Source organism: Rhodococcus sp. SJ-3 (assembly GCF_051918125.1).
In the GTDB taxonomy this organism is placed as follows: Bacteria; Actinomycetota; Actinomycetes; order Mycobacteriales; family Mycobacteriaceae; genus Rhodococcus.
In genome coordinates, this window is sequence record NZ_CM123306.1 from 2902515 (window position 1) to 2919694 (window position 17180).

Here is a 17180-nt window from a genome sequence, read left to right on the forward strand (position 1 = left end):
CGAGTGTGTGCGACCCTGTGTGTGACCGAGTCGGGGAGACAGGTCGGTATACATGTCTTCGAGAGACGGACATGTCGGCAAAAGGGAAGGTTCAGGCGTCACGGTGGCAGCACGGGACAAAAGCACGTCGGACAACGCGTCGGGCACGCGCCGACTCGTCATCGTCGAATCTCCGACCAAGGCAAAGAAGATCGCCCCCTACCTGGGGCGTAACTATGTAGTCGAAGCCTCCGTCGGGCATATCCGCGACCTACCCCGCGGTGCAGCCGACGTTCCCGCCAAGTACAAGGGCGAGTCGTGGGCTCGGCTCGGCGTCGATGTCGATCATGACTTCGAGCCGCTGTACGTCGTCAACCCGGAGAAGAAGTCCAAGGTCACCGAGCTCAAGTCGCTCCTGAAGGATGCAGACGAGCTCTATCTCGCGACGGACCCCGACCGCGAGGGTGAAGCCATCGCATGGCACCTCCTCGAGACCCTCAAGCCCAAGGTTCCGGTACGCCGGATGGTCTTCCACGAGATCACCGAGCCCTCGATCCGTGCTGCGGCCGAGAACACCCGAGAGCTCGACAACGACCTGGTCGACGCACAGGAAACCCGTCGTATCCTCGATCGCCTGTACGGCTACGAGGTCAGCCCGGTGCTGTGGAAGAAAGTCATGCCCCGACTGTCGGCGGGCCGAGTCCAATCGGTCGCGACCCGTGTCATCGTGCGACGCGAACGTGAGCGCATGGCGTTCAAGTCTGCCGAATACTGGGATATCGCTGCCACCATGGATGCCGGTGCAGATGCGAGTCCCCGATCGTTCGGCGCACGCCTGGTCAACGTCGACGGCTCCCGCGTCGCGGCGGGTCGCGACTTCGGCCCCGACGCCGTTCTGAAGACCGACGGTGTCGTCGTGCTCGACGAGGCCTATGCCCGTCGCCTGGCCGATGCGCTGTCCGGTGTCGCGTTGACGGTGTCGTCGGCCGAGAGCAAGCCGTACACGCGCAAGCCCTATGCACCGTTCATGACCTCCACGCTGCAGCAGGAGGCGGGCCGTAAGCTCCGGTTCTCGTCCGAACGCACGATGCGCATCGCGCAGCGGTTGTATGAGAACGGTTACATCACCTACATGCGTACCGACTCGACGACCTTGTCCGAGTCGGCGATCGCTGCGGCCCGTTCGCAGGCCACGCAGCTGTACGGCGCCGAATACGTCCACGCGACGCCCCGTCAGTACACCCGCAAGGTCAAGAATGCCCAGGAAGCGCATGAGGCGATCAGGCCCGCCGGCGATGTCTTCGCGACTCCGGGCGAACTGCATTCGCGGCTCGATACCGACGAGTTCAAGCTGTACGAGCTGATCTGGCAGCGTACGGTCGCGTCGCAGATGGCCGACGCGAGAGGTACCACCCTCACGCTCCGCATCACCGGCACCGCCGGGACGGGGGAGGTGTGCACCTTCTCGTCGTCCGGCCGCACGATCACGTTCGCCGGGTTCCTCAAGGCCTACGTCGAAAGCGTCGACGAGGAGGCAGGCGGTCAGTCGGACGACGCGGAGTCGCGGCTACCCAACCTCAGCGAGGGCTCGGCGGTCACCGCGACGAAGCTGGACCCGGATGGGCACTCGACCAACCCGCCGGCCCGTTTCACCGAAGCGAGCCTGATCAAGACTCTCGAAGAGCTCGGCATCGGTCGTCCGTCGACATACGCGTCGATCATCAAGACGATTCTCGATCGCGGCTATGTCTACAAGCGTGGCAGCGCGCTGGTGCCTTCGTGGGTGGCGTTCGCGGTGATCGGTCTGCTCGAGGCTCATTTCGGTCAGCTCGTCGACTACGACTTCACCGCAGGTATGGAGGACGATCTCGATGAGATCGCCTCGGGCCAGGAGCAGCGCAGTGCCTGGCTGTCGCGGTTCTATTTCGGCGGCGAGCACGGCGACGAGGATTCGGTGGCACGCAAGGGCGGCCTGAAGAAGCTGGTCGGGCAGAACCTCGAAGACATCGATGCTCGCGAGATCAACTCGATCCGGCTGTTCGACGATGCCGAGGGCCGCGAGATCCACGTGCGAGTGGGCCGGTTCGGTCCGTACCTCGAGCGGATGGTCGTCGACCCCGACAATCCCGAGGCCGATCCGATCTCGCAGCGCGCGAACCTGCCAGAGGATCTGCCGCCGGACGAGTTGACCCTCGAATACGCGGAGAAGTTGTTCTCCACCCCGCAAGAGGGCCGGGTTCTCGGTGTCGATCCGGCGACCGGACACGAGATCGTCGCTCGTGAGGGTCGTTTCGGTCCGTACGTCACCGAGTTGCTGCCCGAGCCGAAGCCCGAGCCGGAGCCGGAGCCCGATGTCACGCCCGTCCCGGTCGAAGAGCTGACGAGCGGCGGCGCAACGAAGACCGCGACCAAGACGGCCGCAAAGAAGGCGGCCAAGAAGGCGCCGGCGAAGAAAGCAGCGAAGAAGGCCACCGGCCCGAAGCCGCGCACGGCGTCTCTTCTCAAGACGATGGAGTTGTCGTCCGTCACTCTCGATGACGCTCTGCGGTTGCTGTCGCTACCGCGTGTGGTCGGTGTCGATCCGGAATCCGGTGACGAGATCACCGCGCAGAACGGTCGCTACGGTCCGTACCTGAAAAAGGGTACCGACTCGCGTTCGCTGGCGACCGAGGAACAGATGTTCACGGTCACCCTCGACGAAGCCCTGAAGATCTACGCAGAGCCGAAGCGCCGCGGACGCCAGGCAGCTGCAGTTCCGCCATTGCGTGAACTCGGTGTCGATCCGGTCAGCGAGAAGCCGATGGTGATCAAGGACGGCCGTTTCGGTCCGTACGTCACCGACGGCGAAACCAACGCGAGCCTGCGCAAGGGCGACGAGGTCGGCACGATCACCGACGAACGGGCATCCGAGCTGCTGGCGGATCGTCGTGCCAGGGGGCCGGCGAAGAAGACGACCAAGAAGGCGGCGAAGAAGACTCCCGCCAAGAAGACCGCAGCGAAGAAGACCGCGGTCAAGAAGGCAGCAGCGAAGAAGGCTCCCGCCAAGAAGACCGCAGCGGAGAAGACCGCGGCCGAGGAGACGACAGACTGATCTGCCCGGACCGAGGTCGTCGGTGCCGATCGCTACGCTGAGCCGCATGCCCGGAGTATTCGATCGTCTCGTCGGTCAACGCGATGTCGAGACCGATCTGGTGGGTGCGGCGGTGGCCGCGCGCACCGGCGTCTCCGGCTCTGCGATGACGCACTCCTGGCTGTTCACAGGTCCGCCCGGATCAGGTCGCTCCGTTGCAGCCCTCTGCTTCGCGGCGGCACTGCAGTGCACCGACGACGTGACACCCGGATGCGGTTGCTGTCACGCGTGCACCACGACGATGGCGGGTACTCACGGCGATGTCCGGCGTGTGGTTCCCGAAGGCCTGACGATCAGTGTCAAGGCGATGCGCGAGATCGTGCAGGTCGCGTCTCGGCGACCGAGTACCGGGCGTTGGCAGGTCGTGGTCATCGAAGATGCCGACCGCCTTACCGAAGGTGCTGCGAACGCACTGCTCAAGGTCGTCGAGGAGCCGCCGCAGCGCACGGTCTTCCTACTGTGTGCACCGTCGGTCGATCCGGAGGACATCTCGGTGACCTTACGGTCGAGGTGCCGGCACGTCGGGCTCATCACCCCGAGCGTCGACTCCATCGCTCAGGTCCTACGCGACGTCGACGGTATCGCTGCGGATGCCGCGCAGTGGGCCGCGTCGGTCAGTGGTGGCCATGTGGGTCGTGCTCGACGTCTCGCCACCGACGCGGCTGCCCGCGACAACCGCGCCCGCGCTCTGGATGTCGCGGGCGCCGTCCTTCGACCCGCCACCACCTATACCTCTGCGGAAGAACTCGGCCGGCGCGCAGAGGCCGAAGCCAAAGAGATCAGTGCAGACCGCGACGAACGCGAAACCGAGGAACTCAAGACCGCCCTCGGTGCCGGCGGTACGGGTAAAGGAGCTGCCGGTGCTCTGCGAGGTTCGGCGGGAATACTCAAGGAACTCGAACGCACCCAGAAGTCACGCAAGACCCGCACCGAGCGCGACATCATGGACCGTGCTCTCATCGACCTTGCCGGGCTGTACCGGGATGCGCTTGCGCAGTCGATGGGTGCAGTGACGACGCCCAACCATCCCGACATGACCGACCGCGCCCGCGACCTCGCCTCCCGGGCCAAGCCCGAAAGGCTCCTCGACTGCATCGAAGCGATCCTCGACTGTCGCGAAGCGCTCGCGCAGAACGTCAAACCTCGCTTCGCGTTGGCCGCAATGGCGGCTCGTTTGAGCGCCGCGTTCCGGTGAGCTTCCTGCCGGTTTGCGTCGAGCGGGGGGGTTTCGGCTAGACTTCGGTCGCCGCAAGGCGCGCTGCCTTAGCTCAGTCGGTAGAGCATTTCACTCGTAATGAAAAGGTCGAGAGTTCGATTCTCTCAGGCAGCTCAGAGGCGAAGGCCCCGTCCACAAGGACGGGGCCTTCGCCGTTCTCGACGCTCCACCGGATCTGCGTGGATCATGGGCACCATGCTGATGGAACTGTTCTCCCTCATCCTGATACTCGGGGCCCTGGCAGTTGTGCTTCCGATGGCGATTCGAGTCTTCCGTAACCGCGACGATCGCTAGGCGCCATGCGCTCCGGCGGGAGTTCCGCGCCTCTCGACAAGCTGCGGTGTGACGCCCATGCTCGATACATGAGCGAGTCGTTGAAGAGGCGAGTGCGCGACAAGATCCTCCGGCAACGTGCAGAGGACGGGGGCCGGCCCCTCGGGGACGCCGAAGGAGATGACCCCAGGGCCATGGACCTGAATCACGATCTGATGTTGCTCGATCGTGCAGAGGAAGATGACGCCGTCGTACAGGCGCTTGCGGAGAAGTATTGGGTGCCCTGAGAGCAGTAAACATCGATGACCTGGCGATTTGGTGTTCCGGCAGGACCTCGCGTAACTTATTCCAGGTCAGAGCGACACGGACACCGACCCGGACCACACGGTCAGGGACAACGAGGTTGGACGAAGACGCCTGAATTTCACTGGTACGACACCTTCTGGTAAGGTTTCGCACCGCCCCTGGTTCCGAACCGCACACGGATTTGCGTCCGTGAGTGAAACGGTCTAGGCTGGAACAGTTGCCTCGGAACGAGCCGGATGTGTCCGGTGAGTGATGATGTGTGCGTGTTCTTTGAGAACTCAACAGTGTGCCGATGAATGTCAGTGCCAATTATTTTGGTGCGATCACCGATGATGTTCGGTGGTCGAATTTGCTGATCATCACATTCTTCCGTCTGTGGTGGTCAGTGTTTTGCTAGTTTGAGTTTTTTTGCTAGTGATTTGGCTCGATGTCTTTGACTGATCAGCCCTTCGGGGTTTTGATTATGAGTCTTTAACGGAGAGTTTGATCCTGGCTCAGGACGAACGCTGGCGGCGTGCTTAACACATGCAAGTCGAACGATGAAGCCCAGCTTGCTGGGTGGATTAGTGGCGAACGGGTGAGTAACACGTGGGTGATCTGCCCTGCACTTCGGGATAAGCCTGGGAAACTGGGTCTAATACCGGATATGACCAAAGGCTGCATGGTTTTTGGTGGAAAGTTTTTCGGTGCAGGATGAGCCCGCGGCCTATCAGCTTGTTGGTGGGGTAATGGCCTACCAAGGCGACGACGGGTAGCCGGCCTGAGAGGGCGACCGGCCACACTGGGACTGAGACACGGCCCAGACTCCTACGGGAGGCAGCAGTGGGGAATATTGCACAATGGGCGAAAGCCTGATGCAGCGACGCCGCGTGAGGGATGACGGCCTTCGGGTTGTAAACCTCTTTCACCAGGGACGAAGCGCAAGTGACGGTACCTGGAGAAGAAGCACCGGCCAACTACGTGCCAGCAGCCGCGGTAATACGTAGGGTGCGAGCGTTGTCCGGAATTACTGGGCGTAAAGAGCTCGTAGGCGGTTTGTCGCGTCGTCTGTGAAATCCCGCAGCTCAACTGCGGGCTTGCAGGCGATACGGGCAAACTCGAGTACTGCAGGGGAGACTGGAATTCCTGGTGTAGCGGTGAAATGCGCAGATATCAGGAGGAACACCGGTGGCGAAGGCGGGTCTCTGGGCAGTAACTGACGCTGAGGAGCGAAAGCGTGGGTAGCGAACAGGATTAGATACCCTGGTAGTCCACGCCGTAAACGGTGGGCGCTAGGTGTGGGTTTCCTTCCACGGGATCCGTGCCGTAGCTAACGCATTAAGCGCCCCGCCTGGGGAGTACGGCCGCAAGGCTAAAACTCAAAGGAATTGACGGGGGCCCGCACAAGCGGCGGAGCATGTGGATTAATTCGATGCAACGCGAAGAACCTTACCTGGGTTTGACATATACCGGACGACTGCAGAGATGTGGTTTCCCTTGTGGTCGGTATACAGGTGGTGCATGGCTGTCGTCAGCTCGTGTCGTGAGATGTTGGGTTAAGTCCCGCAACGAGCGCAACCCTTGTCCTGTGTTGCCAGCACGTAATGGTGGGGACTCGCAGGAGACTGCCGGGGTCAACTCGGAGGAAGGTGGGGACGACGTCAAGTCATCATGCCCCTTATGTCCAGGGCTTCACACATGCTACAATGGTCGGTACAGAGGGCTGCGATACCGTGAGGTGGAGCGAATCCCTTAAAGCCGGTCTCAGTTCGGATCGGGGTCTGCAACTCGACCCCGTGAAGTCGGAGTCGCTAGTAATCGCAGATCAGCAACGCTGCGGTGAATACGTTCCCGGGCCTTGTACACACCGCCCGTCACGTCATGAAAGTCGGTAACACCCGAAGCCGGTGGCCTAACCCCTTGTGGGAGGGAGCCGTCGAAGGTGGGATCGGCGATTGGGACGAAGTCGTAACAAGGTAGCCGTACCGGAAGGTGCGGCTGGATCACCTCCTTTCTAAGGAGCATCTGTCCATACATCCCGAAGAGTCGGTGAATGTGTGTGACCAGAGGCCGTTTGTCTCCGTATGTGGGACACGGTTGCTCATGGGTGGAACGCTGACAAGTACTTTCCATCGGTTCTTCTCTCTGGGAGAAGGATCCGGGAAGTTATATCGGTGCGCTGTTGGGTCCTGAGGGAACACGTTTTCGTGTTTTTTCAGCGACGATGATCCACGAAACAAGACACGGTGTGTGTTCTTGCGGTAGGGGTTGTTGTGTGTTGTTTGAGAACTGCACAGTGGACGCGAGCATCTTTGTTGTAAGTGTTTATGAGCGTACGGTGGATGTCTTGGCACCAGGAGCCGATGAAGGACGTGGGAGGCTGCGATATGCCTCGGGGAGCTGTCAACCGAGCTGTGATCCGAGGATTTCCGAATGGGGAAACCCAGCACGAGTGATGTCGTGTTACCCGCGCCTGAATATATAGGGCGTGTGGAGGGAACGTGGGGAAGTGAAACATCTCAGTACCCACAGGAAGAGAAAACAATATGTGATTCCGTCAGTAGTGGCGAGCGAACGCGGAAGAGGCCAAACCATGGGTGTGTGATACCTGGCAGGGGTTGCACTTGTGGGGTTGTGGGGCTTTTCTTCTCATCACTGTCATGATGAGCGAGAGTAAGAAACCGGTGGATTAGTCGAAGTGGTCTGGAACGGCCTGTCGTAGAGGGTGAGAATCCCGTAGACGAAAATTTGCCGGCTCTCGTGAAAGGTACCCAAGTAGCACCGGGCCCGTGAAATCCGGTGTGAATCTGTCGGGACCACCCGATAAGCCTGAATACTCCCTGGTGACCGATAGCGGACTAGTACCGTGAGGGAAAGATGAAAAGTACCCCGGGAGGGGAGTGAAATAGTACCTGAAACCGTGCGCTTACAATCCGTCAGAGCCTGTGCAGTCTTTGGTGGCTGGTGGGTGATGGCGTGCCTTTTGAAGAATGAGCCTGCGAGTTAGTGGCATGTCGCGAGGTTAACCCGTGTGGGGTAGCCGTAGCGAAAGCGAGTCCGAATAGGGCGGTGCAGTGGCATGTTCTAGACCCGAAGCGGAGTGATCTACCCATGGCCAGGGTGAAGCGATGGTAAGACGTCGTGGAGGCCCGAACCCACTTAGGTTGAAAACTGAGGGGATGAGTTGTGGGTAGGGGTGAAAGGCCAATCAAACTCCGTGATAGCTGGTTCTCCCCGAAATGCATTTAGGTGCAGCGTCGCGTGTTTCACTCTGGAGGTAGAGCTACTGGATGGCCGATGGGCCCTACAAGGTTACTGACGTCAGCCAAACTCCGAATGCCAGGGTGTGAGAGCGCGGCAGTGAGACTGCGGGGGATAAGCTTCGTAGTCGAGAGGGAAACAGCCCAGATCGCCGGCTAAGGCCCCTAAGCGTGTACTAAGTGGAAAAGGATGTGGGATCGCTGAGACAACCAGGAGGTTGGCTTAGAAGCAGCCACCCTTGAAAGAGTGCGTAATAGCTCACTGGTCAAGTGGTCCTGCGCCGACAATGTAGCGGGGCTCAAGTACACCGCCGAAGCCGCGGCATTCGCATGACACATGCTTGTTTCTGCGGAAACTTGTGCAGTGGTGTGGATGGGTAGGGGAGCGTCGTGTGGCCGTGGAAGCAGCAGTGTGAACTAGTTGTGGAGGCCATGCGAGTGAGAATGCAGGCATGAGTAGCGAAAGACGAGTGAGAAACTCGTCCGCCGAATGACCAAGGGTTCCTGGGCCAGGTTAATCCGCCCAGGGTGAGTCGGGACCTAAGGCGAGGCCGACAGGCGTAGTCGATGGACAACGGGTTGATATTCCCGTACCCGTGTGAACGCGCCCCTGATGAATCACTGGTACTAACCGTCCTGAAGCAGGTCTGTTCCCTTCGGGGGATGGGTGTGTGGATGCACGGGACCTTCGGTGGTAGTAGTCAAGCGATGGGGTGACGCAGGAAGGTAGCTGGGCCGGCTGGTGGAATAGCCGGTGTAAGCCTGTAGGGCGAGTGGTAGGCAAATCCGCCACTCATGTGCCTGAGAGGTGATGCGTAGCCGTTGTGGTGAATTCAGTGATCCTATGCTGCCGAGAAAAGCCTCTAGCGAGCTTTCACATGGCCCGTACCCCAAACCGACACAGGTGGTCAGGTAGAGAATACTGAGGCGATCGAGATAACTGTGGTTAAGGAACTCGGCAAAATGCCCCCGTAACTTCGGGAGAAGGGGGACCTCGTCTGGTGATCGCCTTTACGGTGTGAGCTGGGTGGGGTCGCAGAGACCAGAGAGAAGCGACTGTTTACTAAAAACACAGGTCCGTGCGAAGTCGTAAGACGATGTATACGGACTGACGCCTGCCCGGTGCTGGAAGGTTAAGAGGACCGGTTAGCTGCCCTTGTGGTGGCGAAGCTGAGAATTTAAGCCCCAGTAAACGGCGGTGGTAACTATAACCATCCTAAGGTAGCGAAATTCCTTGTCGGGTAAGTTCCGACCTGCACGAATGGCGTAACGACTTCTCTGCTGTCTCGACCACAGACTCGGCGAAATTGCATTACGAGTAAAGATGCTCGTTACGCGCGGCAGGACGAAAAGACCCCGGGACCTTCACTATAGCTTGGTATTGGTGTTCGGTTCGGTTTGTGTAGGATAGGTGGGAGACTGTGAAGCGGGCACGCCAGTGTTTGTGGAGTCGTTGTTGAAATACCACTCTGATCGTATTGGATGTCTAACCTCGGGCCCTGATCGGGTTCAGGGACAGTGCCTGGTGGGTAGTTTAACTGGGGCGGTTGCCTCCTAAAATGTAACGGAGGCGCCCAAAGGTTCCCTCAGCCTGGTTGGCAATCAGGTGTTGAGTGTAAGTGCACAAGGGAGCTTGACTGTGAGACTGACAGGTCGAGCAGGGACGAAAGTCGGGACTAGTGATCCGGCACCGGCATGTGGAAGCGGTGTCGCTCAACGGATAAAAGGTACCCCGGGGATAACAGGCTGATCTTCCCCAAGAGTCCATATCGACGGGATGGTTTGGCACCTCGATGTCGGCTCGTCGCATCCTGGGGCTGGAGTAGGTCCCAAGGGTTGGGCTGTTCGCCCATTAAAGCGGCACGCGAGCTGGGTTTAGAACGTCGTGAGACAGTTCGGTCTCTATCCGCCGCGCGCGTAAGAAACTTGAGGAAGGCTGTCCCTAGTACGAGAGGACCGGGACGGACGAACCTCTGGTGTGCCAGTTGTCCCGCCAGGGGCATGGCTGGTTGGCTACGTTCGGAAGGGATAACCGCTGAAAGCATCTAAGCGGGAAGCCTGTTCCAAGATGAGGTTTCTCACCCTTTATTGGGGTAAGGCCCCCGGCAGACCACCGGGTTGATAGGCCGGAACTGGAAGCGCAGTAATGTGTGGAGGTGACTGGTACTAATAGGCCGAGGACTTATCATGAAGGTGTTACGCGTCCACTGTGCGGTGTCTGAGACAGCACATGCTTCGTATCCATTGTGTGGGTGTGGGGTGTTGCAGTGTTTCATAGAGTTACGGTGGTTATAGCGATGGGGAAACGCCCGGTCCCATTCCGAACCCGGAAGCTAAGCCTGTCTGCGCCGATGGTACTGCACTCGTCAGGGTGTGGGAGAGTAGGTCGCCGCCGTGCACCCGTTCCGAGAGGGGCCCCACGTTGTGGGGTCCCTTTCGTGTTTTCGTAGGTGGAGAGAGTTCAGGGAGGGCGGGGATGGTGTCCCTGTCCTCCCTGGCTCTTGTTGTTTTCAGTGTGTGGGTTTCGTGTGGGGGCGGGTGGTGTTCGGTCGGGGTGCCGGTTTCGGTTTCGGGTGCCCACCGGGCGTCGTCAGAACGTTCTGCTCGACGTCGAGGTCGATGGATTCGGGATCTACCCCAGGTAAGCCGAATTCCGCGATGAAACTGCTGCCCTCCCGCCACGCGTCCATCGGCATTACTGCGGGTCTGGCCGTCGTGCCGAGTAACTGCTGACCCGAACGATCGAAGTCGCGAAACGGGCCGGGGCGCATCAACATCGTCTGTCACCTCCGGATGCTGCCTCGTACTTCTGTCTACGGCTGTCAAAGTCCACGAACCGGGGTCTACGGCATTTCGGTGACCGCCGGCCTGACCGGTATAGACCCGCAGACTCTGCGGCTGTACGAACGACGCGGCCTGATCGCTCCGGACCGCACTCCCGGAGGTACCCGCCGCTACAGTGACGCCGACGACGTGGCGGCCTTGCGGCACATCACTGCACTCGTTGCCGGCGGAGTCAACATCGCCGGAATCGGACGCATCCTTCACCTGGATGCCCGCAATCAGCGTCTCGAGGAGGACAATGCCTACCTGCGCTCGATGCTCGGTGCTTACGAGAAGGAAGGCGCCCCGGCGCTGCGCCTAGTTGAGTCCCCGATGATGGTGTAACGCGGTTGCCGGCCTCGTCGTAGTAGACGTGGAGCGGCCACCGCGTGATCTTCGAGTGAACCCTTCACAGCACTCTCGAACGGAGCATCACGGTGACCGCACCTCACATTGTCGACCCTGCCGGCCTGCTTGGCGAGGCCCTGGCGGAAGCCTCCCCGGACCTCATGCGCAACCTGCTGCAGACGGTGATCAACGCGCTGCTGTCCGCCGACGCCGACGCGGTGGTCGGTGCCGAGTGGGGCCAACGCAGCCCGGACCGGACCGCGCAGCGCAACGGCTACCGGCACCGCGACCTGGACACCCGGGTCGGCACGATCGACGTCGCGATCCCCAAGCTGCGCACCGGGACGTACTTCCCCGAGTGGCTGCTCGAGCGGCGCAAGCGGGCCGAGTCGGCGCTGATCACGGTGGTGGCGGACTGTTATCTGGCCGGGGTGAGCACCCGCCGGATGGACAAGCTCGTCAAGCAGCTGGGCATCAACAGCCTGTCGAAGTCGCAGGTGTCCCGGATGGCCGCCGACCTCGACGCCCAGGTCGAGGCCTTCCGCCACCGGCCCCTCGACGAGGCCGGACCCTTCACGTTCGTCGCCGCCGACGCCCTGACCATGAAGGTGCGCGAGGGCGGGCGGGTCATCAACGCCGTGGTCCTGATCGCGACCGGTGTCAACGGTGACGGGCACCGCGAGGTCCTGGGCATGCGGGTGGCCACGGCCGAGACCGGGGCGGCGTGGAACGAGTTCTTCGCCGACCTCGTGGCCCGCGGCCTGGCTGGGGTCCGGCTCGTGACCTCAGACGCGCACGCCGGCCTCGTCGAGGCCATCGCGGCCAACCTTCCCGGCGCCACCTGGCAGCGCTGCCGCACCCACTACGCCGCCAACCTCATGAGCGTGACCCCGAAGTCGATGTGGCCGGCGGTCAAGGCGATGCTGCACTCGGTCTACGACCAGCCCGACGCCGCCGCGGTGCACGCCCAGTTCGACCGGCTGCTGGACTACGTGGCCGCCAAGCTGCCGGCGGTGGCCGAGCACCTCGACGCCGCCCGCGCCGACATCCTGGCCTTCACCGCCTTCCCCAAGGACGTCTGGACCCAGATCTGGTCCAACAACCCCTCCGAGCGGCTGAACAAGGAGATCCGGCGCCGCACCGACGCCGTGGGCATCTTCCCCAACCGGCAGGCCATCGTTCGCCTCGTCGGGGCCGTGCTGGCCGAACAGACCGACGAATGGGCCGAAGGCCGCCGCTACCTCGGCCTCGAAGTCCTCGCCCGCTGCCGACTCGCTCCAGTGACCGACACGACGACGGAGGTGAGCACCGACCCCGTCCTCGAACTCAGCGCCTAACCCCTACGAAGGATCACAGGCGATACACCACTACCTGGGACTTGACCCTGCGCCTCCGGCCTCCACCATAAATATGCAGCTGGCACGGTTCAGCCTTCGACCCGTGGGGTAATAGTGTCCTGGGTCGACTGCTGCGCGGTCGTTGCGCGAGTACGGATACTATTCCTCGGATAGAAAGATTTGCGATGCTGCAGCGTGAAACAGCTCCTACACCGGGATATCATCATTGGATTTTTCGGTGCGATCACTGCGACCACGGGTATCGCGTTACTGCAGGCAGCCGAGAGATCGCCGACACGTACGCTTGCACCAACGGCTGGATGATCACAACGCGGATGCTGTGCCCGAGCTGCGCCACAATCCTCGACGCCGAGCGCCGGTCGCCTTTGCTTCTCCAGCCGCCGGCGGCATAGAACGACATGGTCGGCATCTGAAATCGTGACAGCGGCGGATTCGAAGCTTGTCGAGATCCGGTGAGAAGGTGTAAAACCGTGGGGCACGGGGGTATACGAAGATATGACATCACTGCCGACCGCGATTCACAGGTGGCCCCGCACCGTTGGAACCGACTGGCCGGTCTTCCTGATGGCCACGGTCATCTGTGTGCTCTGCGCAGGGTCGGTAGTTGTATTCCAGGGATCTCCGGCTATGGCGACAGCCGCTGGCGCACTGACAGCGTGTGCGGTGCTCGTGGTTCTGAGAATTTTGCGGAACCCGGTGCAGGACTAGCTGCTGACTGGGTGTCGAACGTGAACGAGCTGCCGTCGCTGGTCAGGAGCGACTTCGTGAGCCGGCACTGAGGTTGCGCTGTCTGTTGGCGGCATGCCGCAGTTGCAGGATCCGGAGACCCCCTGTGAGTCCGACTATCGCCGCACCAGCAATAGCTGCGAACAGCAACGCCACACCCAGGGGCAGCGAGAAGTCCCACCCGAACAGTTCCAGCGTGATGCTGTCGAGATTCTGCAGGATGAACACCAGCAGCAACAGCAGAATGAGGACGCCGGTAACCAGGGCGGTCCACAACGCGCCGGTGCGGGTCCGTCTGATGCCCTTTCCTCTGACGAGGTCAGGGTGCAGGTCACTCGTGGCGTCAGGATCCGGCGTCGCGCCCGAAGGCGGGACGGGGACATCGCTGTGCGGTGGTGGTGATGAGAGATCGCGGTCCGGATCTTCTGGGCCCCTCGAGGTGGTTGGCATGTGCAGTCGGGTACCCACGTTCGGTTCCGACTATTCCGGTCCGGATGCGGTGGTCGATACAGTTCCATCTGCCCCGATACGAGACTTTGCACCCGGTGTGCGCCGGAAGTGTCCGAGGGACCCGATGAGAATCCCCCGGACACTTCTCCATCCCCCGAATGACGACTCCCATCACAGTCGCCACATGCCTCCCCGTACTTGGGTCAGAGGTACCAGCCTCCGTTGACGCCGATGACCTGACCGGTGATGAAGCCGGCATCGTCAGAGCAGAGGAACGCTGTCGCTGCCGCAACGTCGTGCGGTGTCCCCGTCCGGCGAACGGGCGTCATGCTGGCGAGTGCCTCGAAGTTGATCAGCATCTCGCCGGATTCCTCGGCTGCTCGCGCCATCGGAGTATCGATGATGGACGGAGGAATCGTGTTGGCAGTAATGCCTTTCGGAGAAAGTTCGTATGCCAGGGCTTTGGTGAGTGCGATGACTCCGCCCTTCGACGCGACGTAGTGCGCTCGATCCGGGGCGCCGGACTGTGCACTGGACGATGAAATCGTGATGATGCGACCCCAACCCGCTTCGACCATGTCGGGTACTGCTGACTGCACGCTGTTGAATGTGCCGGTGAGGTTGACGTCGATGATGCGTTTCCAGTCGGAGAGATCGATGTCGGTGAACGGAGCGGTTGCTTCGATTCCGGCGCTCGTGACCATGATCTTCACCGCGCCGAGTTCGGCGCGGACCTTTTCCATGGCAGCATCCACACCGGGCCGATCGACGACGTCGACCTCGAATGCGCGTGCCGTCGCGCCGTTTTCGTTCAGTTCATCCGCGGCTTGCTGTGCTGCGGAGCCGCTCAGGTCGAGCAACGCGACGGGGTGGTGCAGCGCGGCGAGTTGTCGGGCGACCGAGAGCCCGATGCCGGAGCCTGCTCCGGTGACGACTGCGACCCTCGTCCTCGCCTCGATGCTGCTGGTGTTGTCGACCATGTGGGAAATCGTCCTTTCAGCCGACGGGGGTGAACTCGAGATGGAGCTCGGCAAGGCCGCGCAGGATGTAGGTCGGTTCGTAGCTGAAGTCACGGTCATGCGCGGGGCCGTGCCGGGCTTCGGATACCCGAATGTCGCGCATGCGGTCGAGGATCCGCTCGATCGTCACGCGTGCCTCGACGCGTGCCAATGGCCCGCCTGGACATGAATGGACTCCTCGACCGAAGGCGACATGTTCACGTGCATTCTCGCGATCGATCCGAAGCTCATGGGGCTTCTCGAAGCGCGACGGGTCGCGATTTGCCGCGGGAAGCGACACCATGACCACCGTGCCTGCCGGGATCTTCACATCCCCCACGGTCGTCGTCTTGCGTGCAAGACGAAAGTCGCTCTTGACGGGGCCTTCCATGCGAAGCATCTCTTCGATGAATGGCGGGATCAGGGTGCGGTCTTCGCGAAGTTGCGTCTGCAGATCCTGGTTCTCGGCGATTTGGAGCAGCATCGAGGTGATGAGCCGGGCCGTCGTGTCCTGACCGGCACCGAAGAGGAAGGTGGCGATCCGGACGAGTTCGACGACGTCGGGGACTTCCCCATCGGGGTACTTCGCGTCGGCCAGAATCGTGAGGGCGTCGGCACGCGGCTCGCGGCGGCGGTCTTCGAGGAATGCCGTGAACTTCTCGTCCAGGAACTCGAGAGGGTTGGTGCCCAATGACTCGCCCTCGGTCGAGCCGACCTTCTGCGCGTTGAGGTGACGTGCGAACGACTCGTGATGTTCGGCGGGCACACCGAGGAGATCGGCGATCGTCAACAGGGCGAAGGGCACCCCGTAGCCGAAGAGTGCCTCGAACTTGCCGGACGCGTGGAACTGATCGATCAGCCGATCGGAGAGCGCCCACATGAAGTGTTCGTTCTCGTCGAGTCTGCGCGGTGTGAACAGGCCGCTCACCAGCCGTCGAGTCCGCGAATGCTGGGGCGGATCCATGGTGACCAGATGCTCGTACATCGGAAACTGTTCGCGATGTGCGTCGATCTGCGCATTGATGTCGTCGCCGTCCACCGTGAACGGTAGCGGCGGGAAGGGACCGATCGGCGCGACGATATTGGAGAAGTTCGCTGTATCGCGAAGTACCGCCAGGACTTCGTCGTATCCGGTGACTGCGATGACGTTCTGTGAGGCTTCCAGTCGTCGTACCGGGCACTTCGAGCGGTGATAGTCGAAGAACGGGTGCGGGTCGGCGACGAAGGACGGGTCTGTGAAGTAGTCCTTCGTATCGAAGTCGTTCAAGTCGAGCCTCCTGGAGGACCTAGATATTGCATAAAGTATTGCAGCGCAACTAGACATAAAGTATTGCAGCGCAACTAGATTCGATACAGTTGGCGCGCGAGGGTCTGGGCTGGGGGGGCGACCTCCGAGCGCTGTGCACCTGCCTAGCATTGTTCGTGTCATGGATAACATATGAGGCTTGATATGGTCAACATCACATAAGTTATCCCCATGGGATGTTGCAAAGTTGCAGCCGTGCAACTGGTGAAGCGGAGGTTGATGGATGGCGTCGTCGCGCAGGCTCGGTGCACCGGATGCGAAGAACCGAACGGTCCTGCTCGATGCGGCCGAGGCGTTGATGATCGAAAAGGGATACGCCGCAGTGACATCCAGAAGAGTCGCTGATCGGGCTGGATTGAAGCCGCAGTTGGTCCACTACTACTTCAGGACGATGGACGACCTGTTCCTGGAGATCTTCCGCCGCCGCGCCGAGGAAGGCTTGGTCATGCAGGCCGATCTGATGAACGCGCCCAACCCGCTGCGGGCGCTGTGGGACTTCAGCACGAATCCCGCCGGAGTCGCCGTGACCATGGAGTTCATCGCCATGTCGCGCCACCGTGAGGCCTTGCGGTCTGAGATTGCGAACTATTCCGAACAGTTCCGCGCGGGCCAGCGGGAGGCGCTCGACAAGATCCTCGACCGCGTGAACCTCTCCGAGAAGATCCATTCGGTCGTGGTCTCGGTACTCATGACCAGCTTGTCGCGAGTGCTGGTCATGGAAGATTCCCTGGGTGTGACAGGCGGGCATGCGGAGACGGTCGAACTCGTCGAGTGGGTGCTGAGCAAATTCGACTGATGTCCATCTCTGCAGGTAGGCGAATGTATAACAGCGCTTATCCGGTCGCCTTCGACACCGATTTGTAAATGATCATTGCAATTGTGAGAACTCTCTTCTACTTTGATGCATGTCAGATGCTCGTTCGTAGAGTGACCGGTTCGGCCGAGGGTGTCGGGGGTGTTCGGCCGGGGCGTCCGGTTTCGGCCGCATCCTGTCTGCTGGTTCTTCGTGATGGGTCCGGGATCGTGCC

Annotated in this window: 9 protein-coding genes, 1 tRNA gene, 3 rRNA genes and 1 pseudogene; 10 read left to right on the forward strand and 4 right to left on the reverse strand. The window is 61.2% G+C overall.

Annotation, left to right across the window (positions count from 1 at the left end):
- Positions 1-103: 103 nt before the first annotated feature.
- The 7 genes from topA to rrf all read left to right on the forward strand — a co-directional run bounded on the left by topA (position 104) and on the right by rrf (position 10541).
- The gene (gene topA / locus ACTDXD_RS13430) at positions 104-3070 is read left to right on the forward strand and encodes a type I DNA topoisomerase (protein WP_440127471.1); all 2967 of its coding nucleotides are present in this window, start codon (positions 104-106) and stop codon (positions 3068-3070) included.
- A gap of 46 nt (positions 3071-3116) precedes the next feature.
- Positions 3117-4304, forward strand: coding sequence for a DNA polymerase III subunit delta' (locus tag ACTDXD_RS13435; RefSeq protein WP_440127472.1), 1188 nt, complete (start codon positions 3117-3119; stop codon positions 4302-4304).
- 62 nt (positions 4305-4366) lie between these two features.
- Positions 4367-4439: transfer RNA gene (locus tag ACTDXD_RS13440), tRNA-Thr, on the forward strand.
- 248 nt (positions 4440-4687) lie between these two features.
- Entirely contained in the window at positions 4688-4885 is a 198-nt protein-coding gene (locus tag ACTDXD_RS13445) for a hypothetical protein (protein WP_440127473.1), read from the forward strand.
- Positions 4886-5375: 490 nt separating this feature from the next.
- Positions 5376-6897 (forward strand): 16S ribosomal RNA (locus ACTDXD_RS13450).
- 301 nt (positions 6898-7198) lie between these two features.
- Positions 7199-10333, forward strand: a 23S ribosomal RNA gene (locus ACTDXD_RS13455).
- A gap of 91 nt (positions 10334-10424) precedes the next feature.
- Positions 10425-10541 (forward strand): 5S ribosomal RNA (rrf, locus tag ACTDXD_RS13460).
- The 16S, 23S and 5S rRNA genes sit together here, the layout of an rRNA operon.
- A 169-nt stretch (positions 10542-10710) precedes the next feature.
- Here rrf and ACTDXD_RS13465 read toward each other — a convergent pair.
- A pseudogene (locus tag ACTDXD_RS13465) lies at positions 10711-10920 on the reverse strand (hypothetical protein); the annotation flags it as partial.
- 16 nt (positions 10921-10936) lie between these two features.
- Between ACTDXD_RS13465 and ACTDXD_RS13470 the strand changes: the two are divergent.
- Positions 10937-11311, forward strand: coding sequence for a MerR family transcriptional regulator (locus tag ACTDXD_RS13470; RefSeq protein WP_440127474.1), 375 nt, complete (start codon positions 10937-10939; stop codon positions 11309-11311).
- A 92-nt stretch (positions 11312-11403) separates the two neighbouring features.
- On the forward strand, positions 11404-12651 hold the full coding sequence (locus ACTDXD_RS13475) for an IS256 family transposase (RefSeq protein ID WP_106386906.1): 1248 nt from the start codon (positions 11404-11406) through the stop codon (positions 12649-12651).
- Between the two features lie 771 nt (positions 12652-13422).
- Here the strand turns inward: ACTDXD_RS13475 and ACTDXD_RS13480 are convergent.
- From ACTDXD_RS13480 to ACTDXD_RS13490, 3 genes are all read right to left on the reverse strand, one after another.
- Positions 13423-13848, reverse strand: coding sequence for a lipopolysaccharide assembly protein LapA domain-containing protein (locus tag ACTDXD_RS13480; protein ID WP_440127475.1), 426 nt, complete (start codon positions 13846-13848; stop codon positions 13423-13425).
- Between the two features lie 203 nt (positions 13849-14051).
- Complete coding sequence (locus ACTDXD_RS13485) at positions 14052-14828, reverse strand: SDR family NAD(P)-dependent oxidoreductase (protein ID WP_440127476.1); 777 nt, start codon at positions 14826-14828, stop codon at positions 14052-14054.
- Between the two features lie 16 nt (positions 14829-14844).
- Entirely contained in the window at positions 14845-16113 is a 1269-nt protein-coding gene (locus ACTDXD_RS13490) for a cytochrome P450 (RefSeq protein ID WP_440122847.1), read from the reverse strand.
- 262 nt (positions 16114-16375) lie between these two features.
- Here ACTDXD_RS13490 and ACTDXD_RS13495 point away from each other — a divergent pair, with 262 nt between their 5' ends.
- Positions 16376-16948, forward strand: coding sequence for a TetR/AcrR family transcriptional regulator (locus ACTDXD_RS13495; RefSeq protein WP_440122848.1), 573 nt, complete (start codon positions 16376-16378; stop codon positions 16946-16948).
- Positions 16949-17180: the final 232 nt, after the last annotated feature.

Excerpts from the sequence above, each read along its gene's own strand:
- ACTDXD_RS13480 (WP_440127475.1), bottom strand. The coding sequence starts at position 13,848 with ATGCCAACCACCTCGAGGGGCCCAGAAGATCCGGACCGCGATCTCTCA.
- ACTDXD_RS13435 (WP_440127472.1), top strand. The coding sequence starts at position 3,117 with ATGCCCGGAGTATTCGATCGTCTCGTCGGTCAACGCGATGTCGAGACC.
- ACTDXD_RS13470 (WP_440127474.1), top strand. The coding sequence starts at position 10,937 with ATGCTGCCTCGTACTTCTGTCTACGGCTGTCAAAGTCCACGAACCGGG.
- ACTDXD_RS13485 (WP_440127476.1), bottom strand. The coding sequence starts at position 14,828 with ATGGTCGACAACACCAGCAGCATCGAGGCGAGGACGAGGGTCGCAGTC.
- ACTDXD_RS13445 (WP_440127473.1), top strand. The coding sequence starts at position 4,688 with ATGAGCGAGTCGTTGAAGAGGCGAGTGCGCGACAAGATCCTCCGGCAA.
- ACTDXD_RS13495 (WP_440122848.1), top strand. The coding sequence starts at position 16,376 with ATGGCGTCGTCGCGCAGGCTCGGTGCACCGGATGCGAAGAACCGAACG.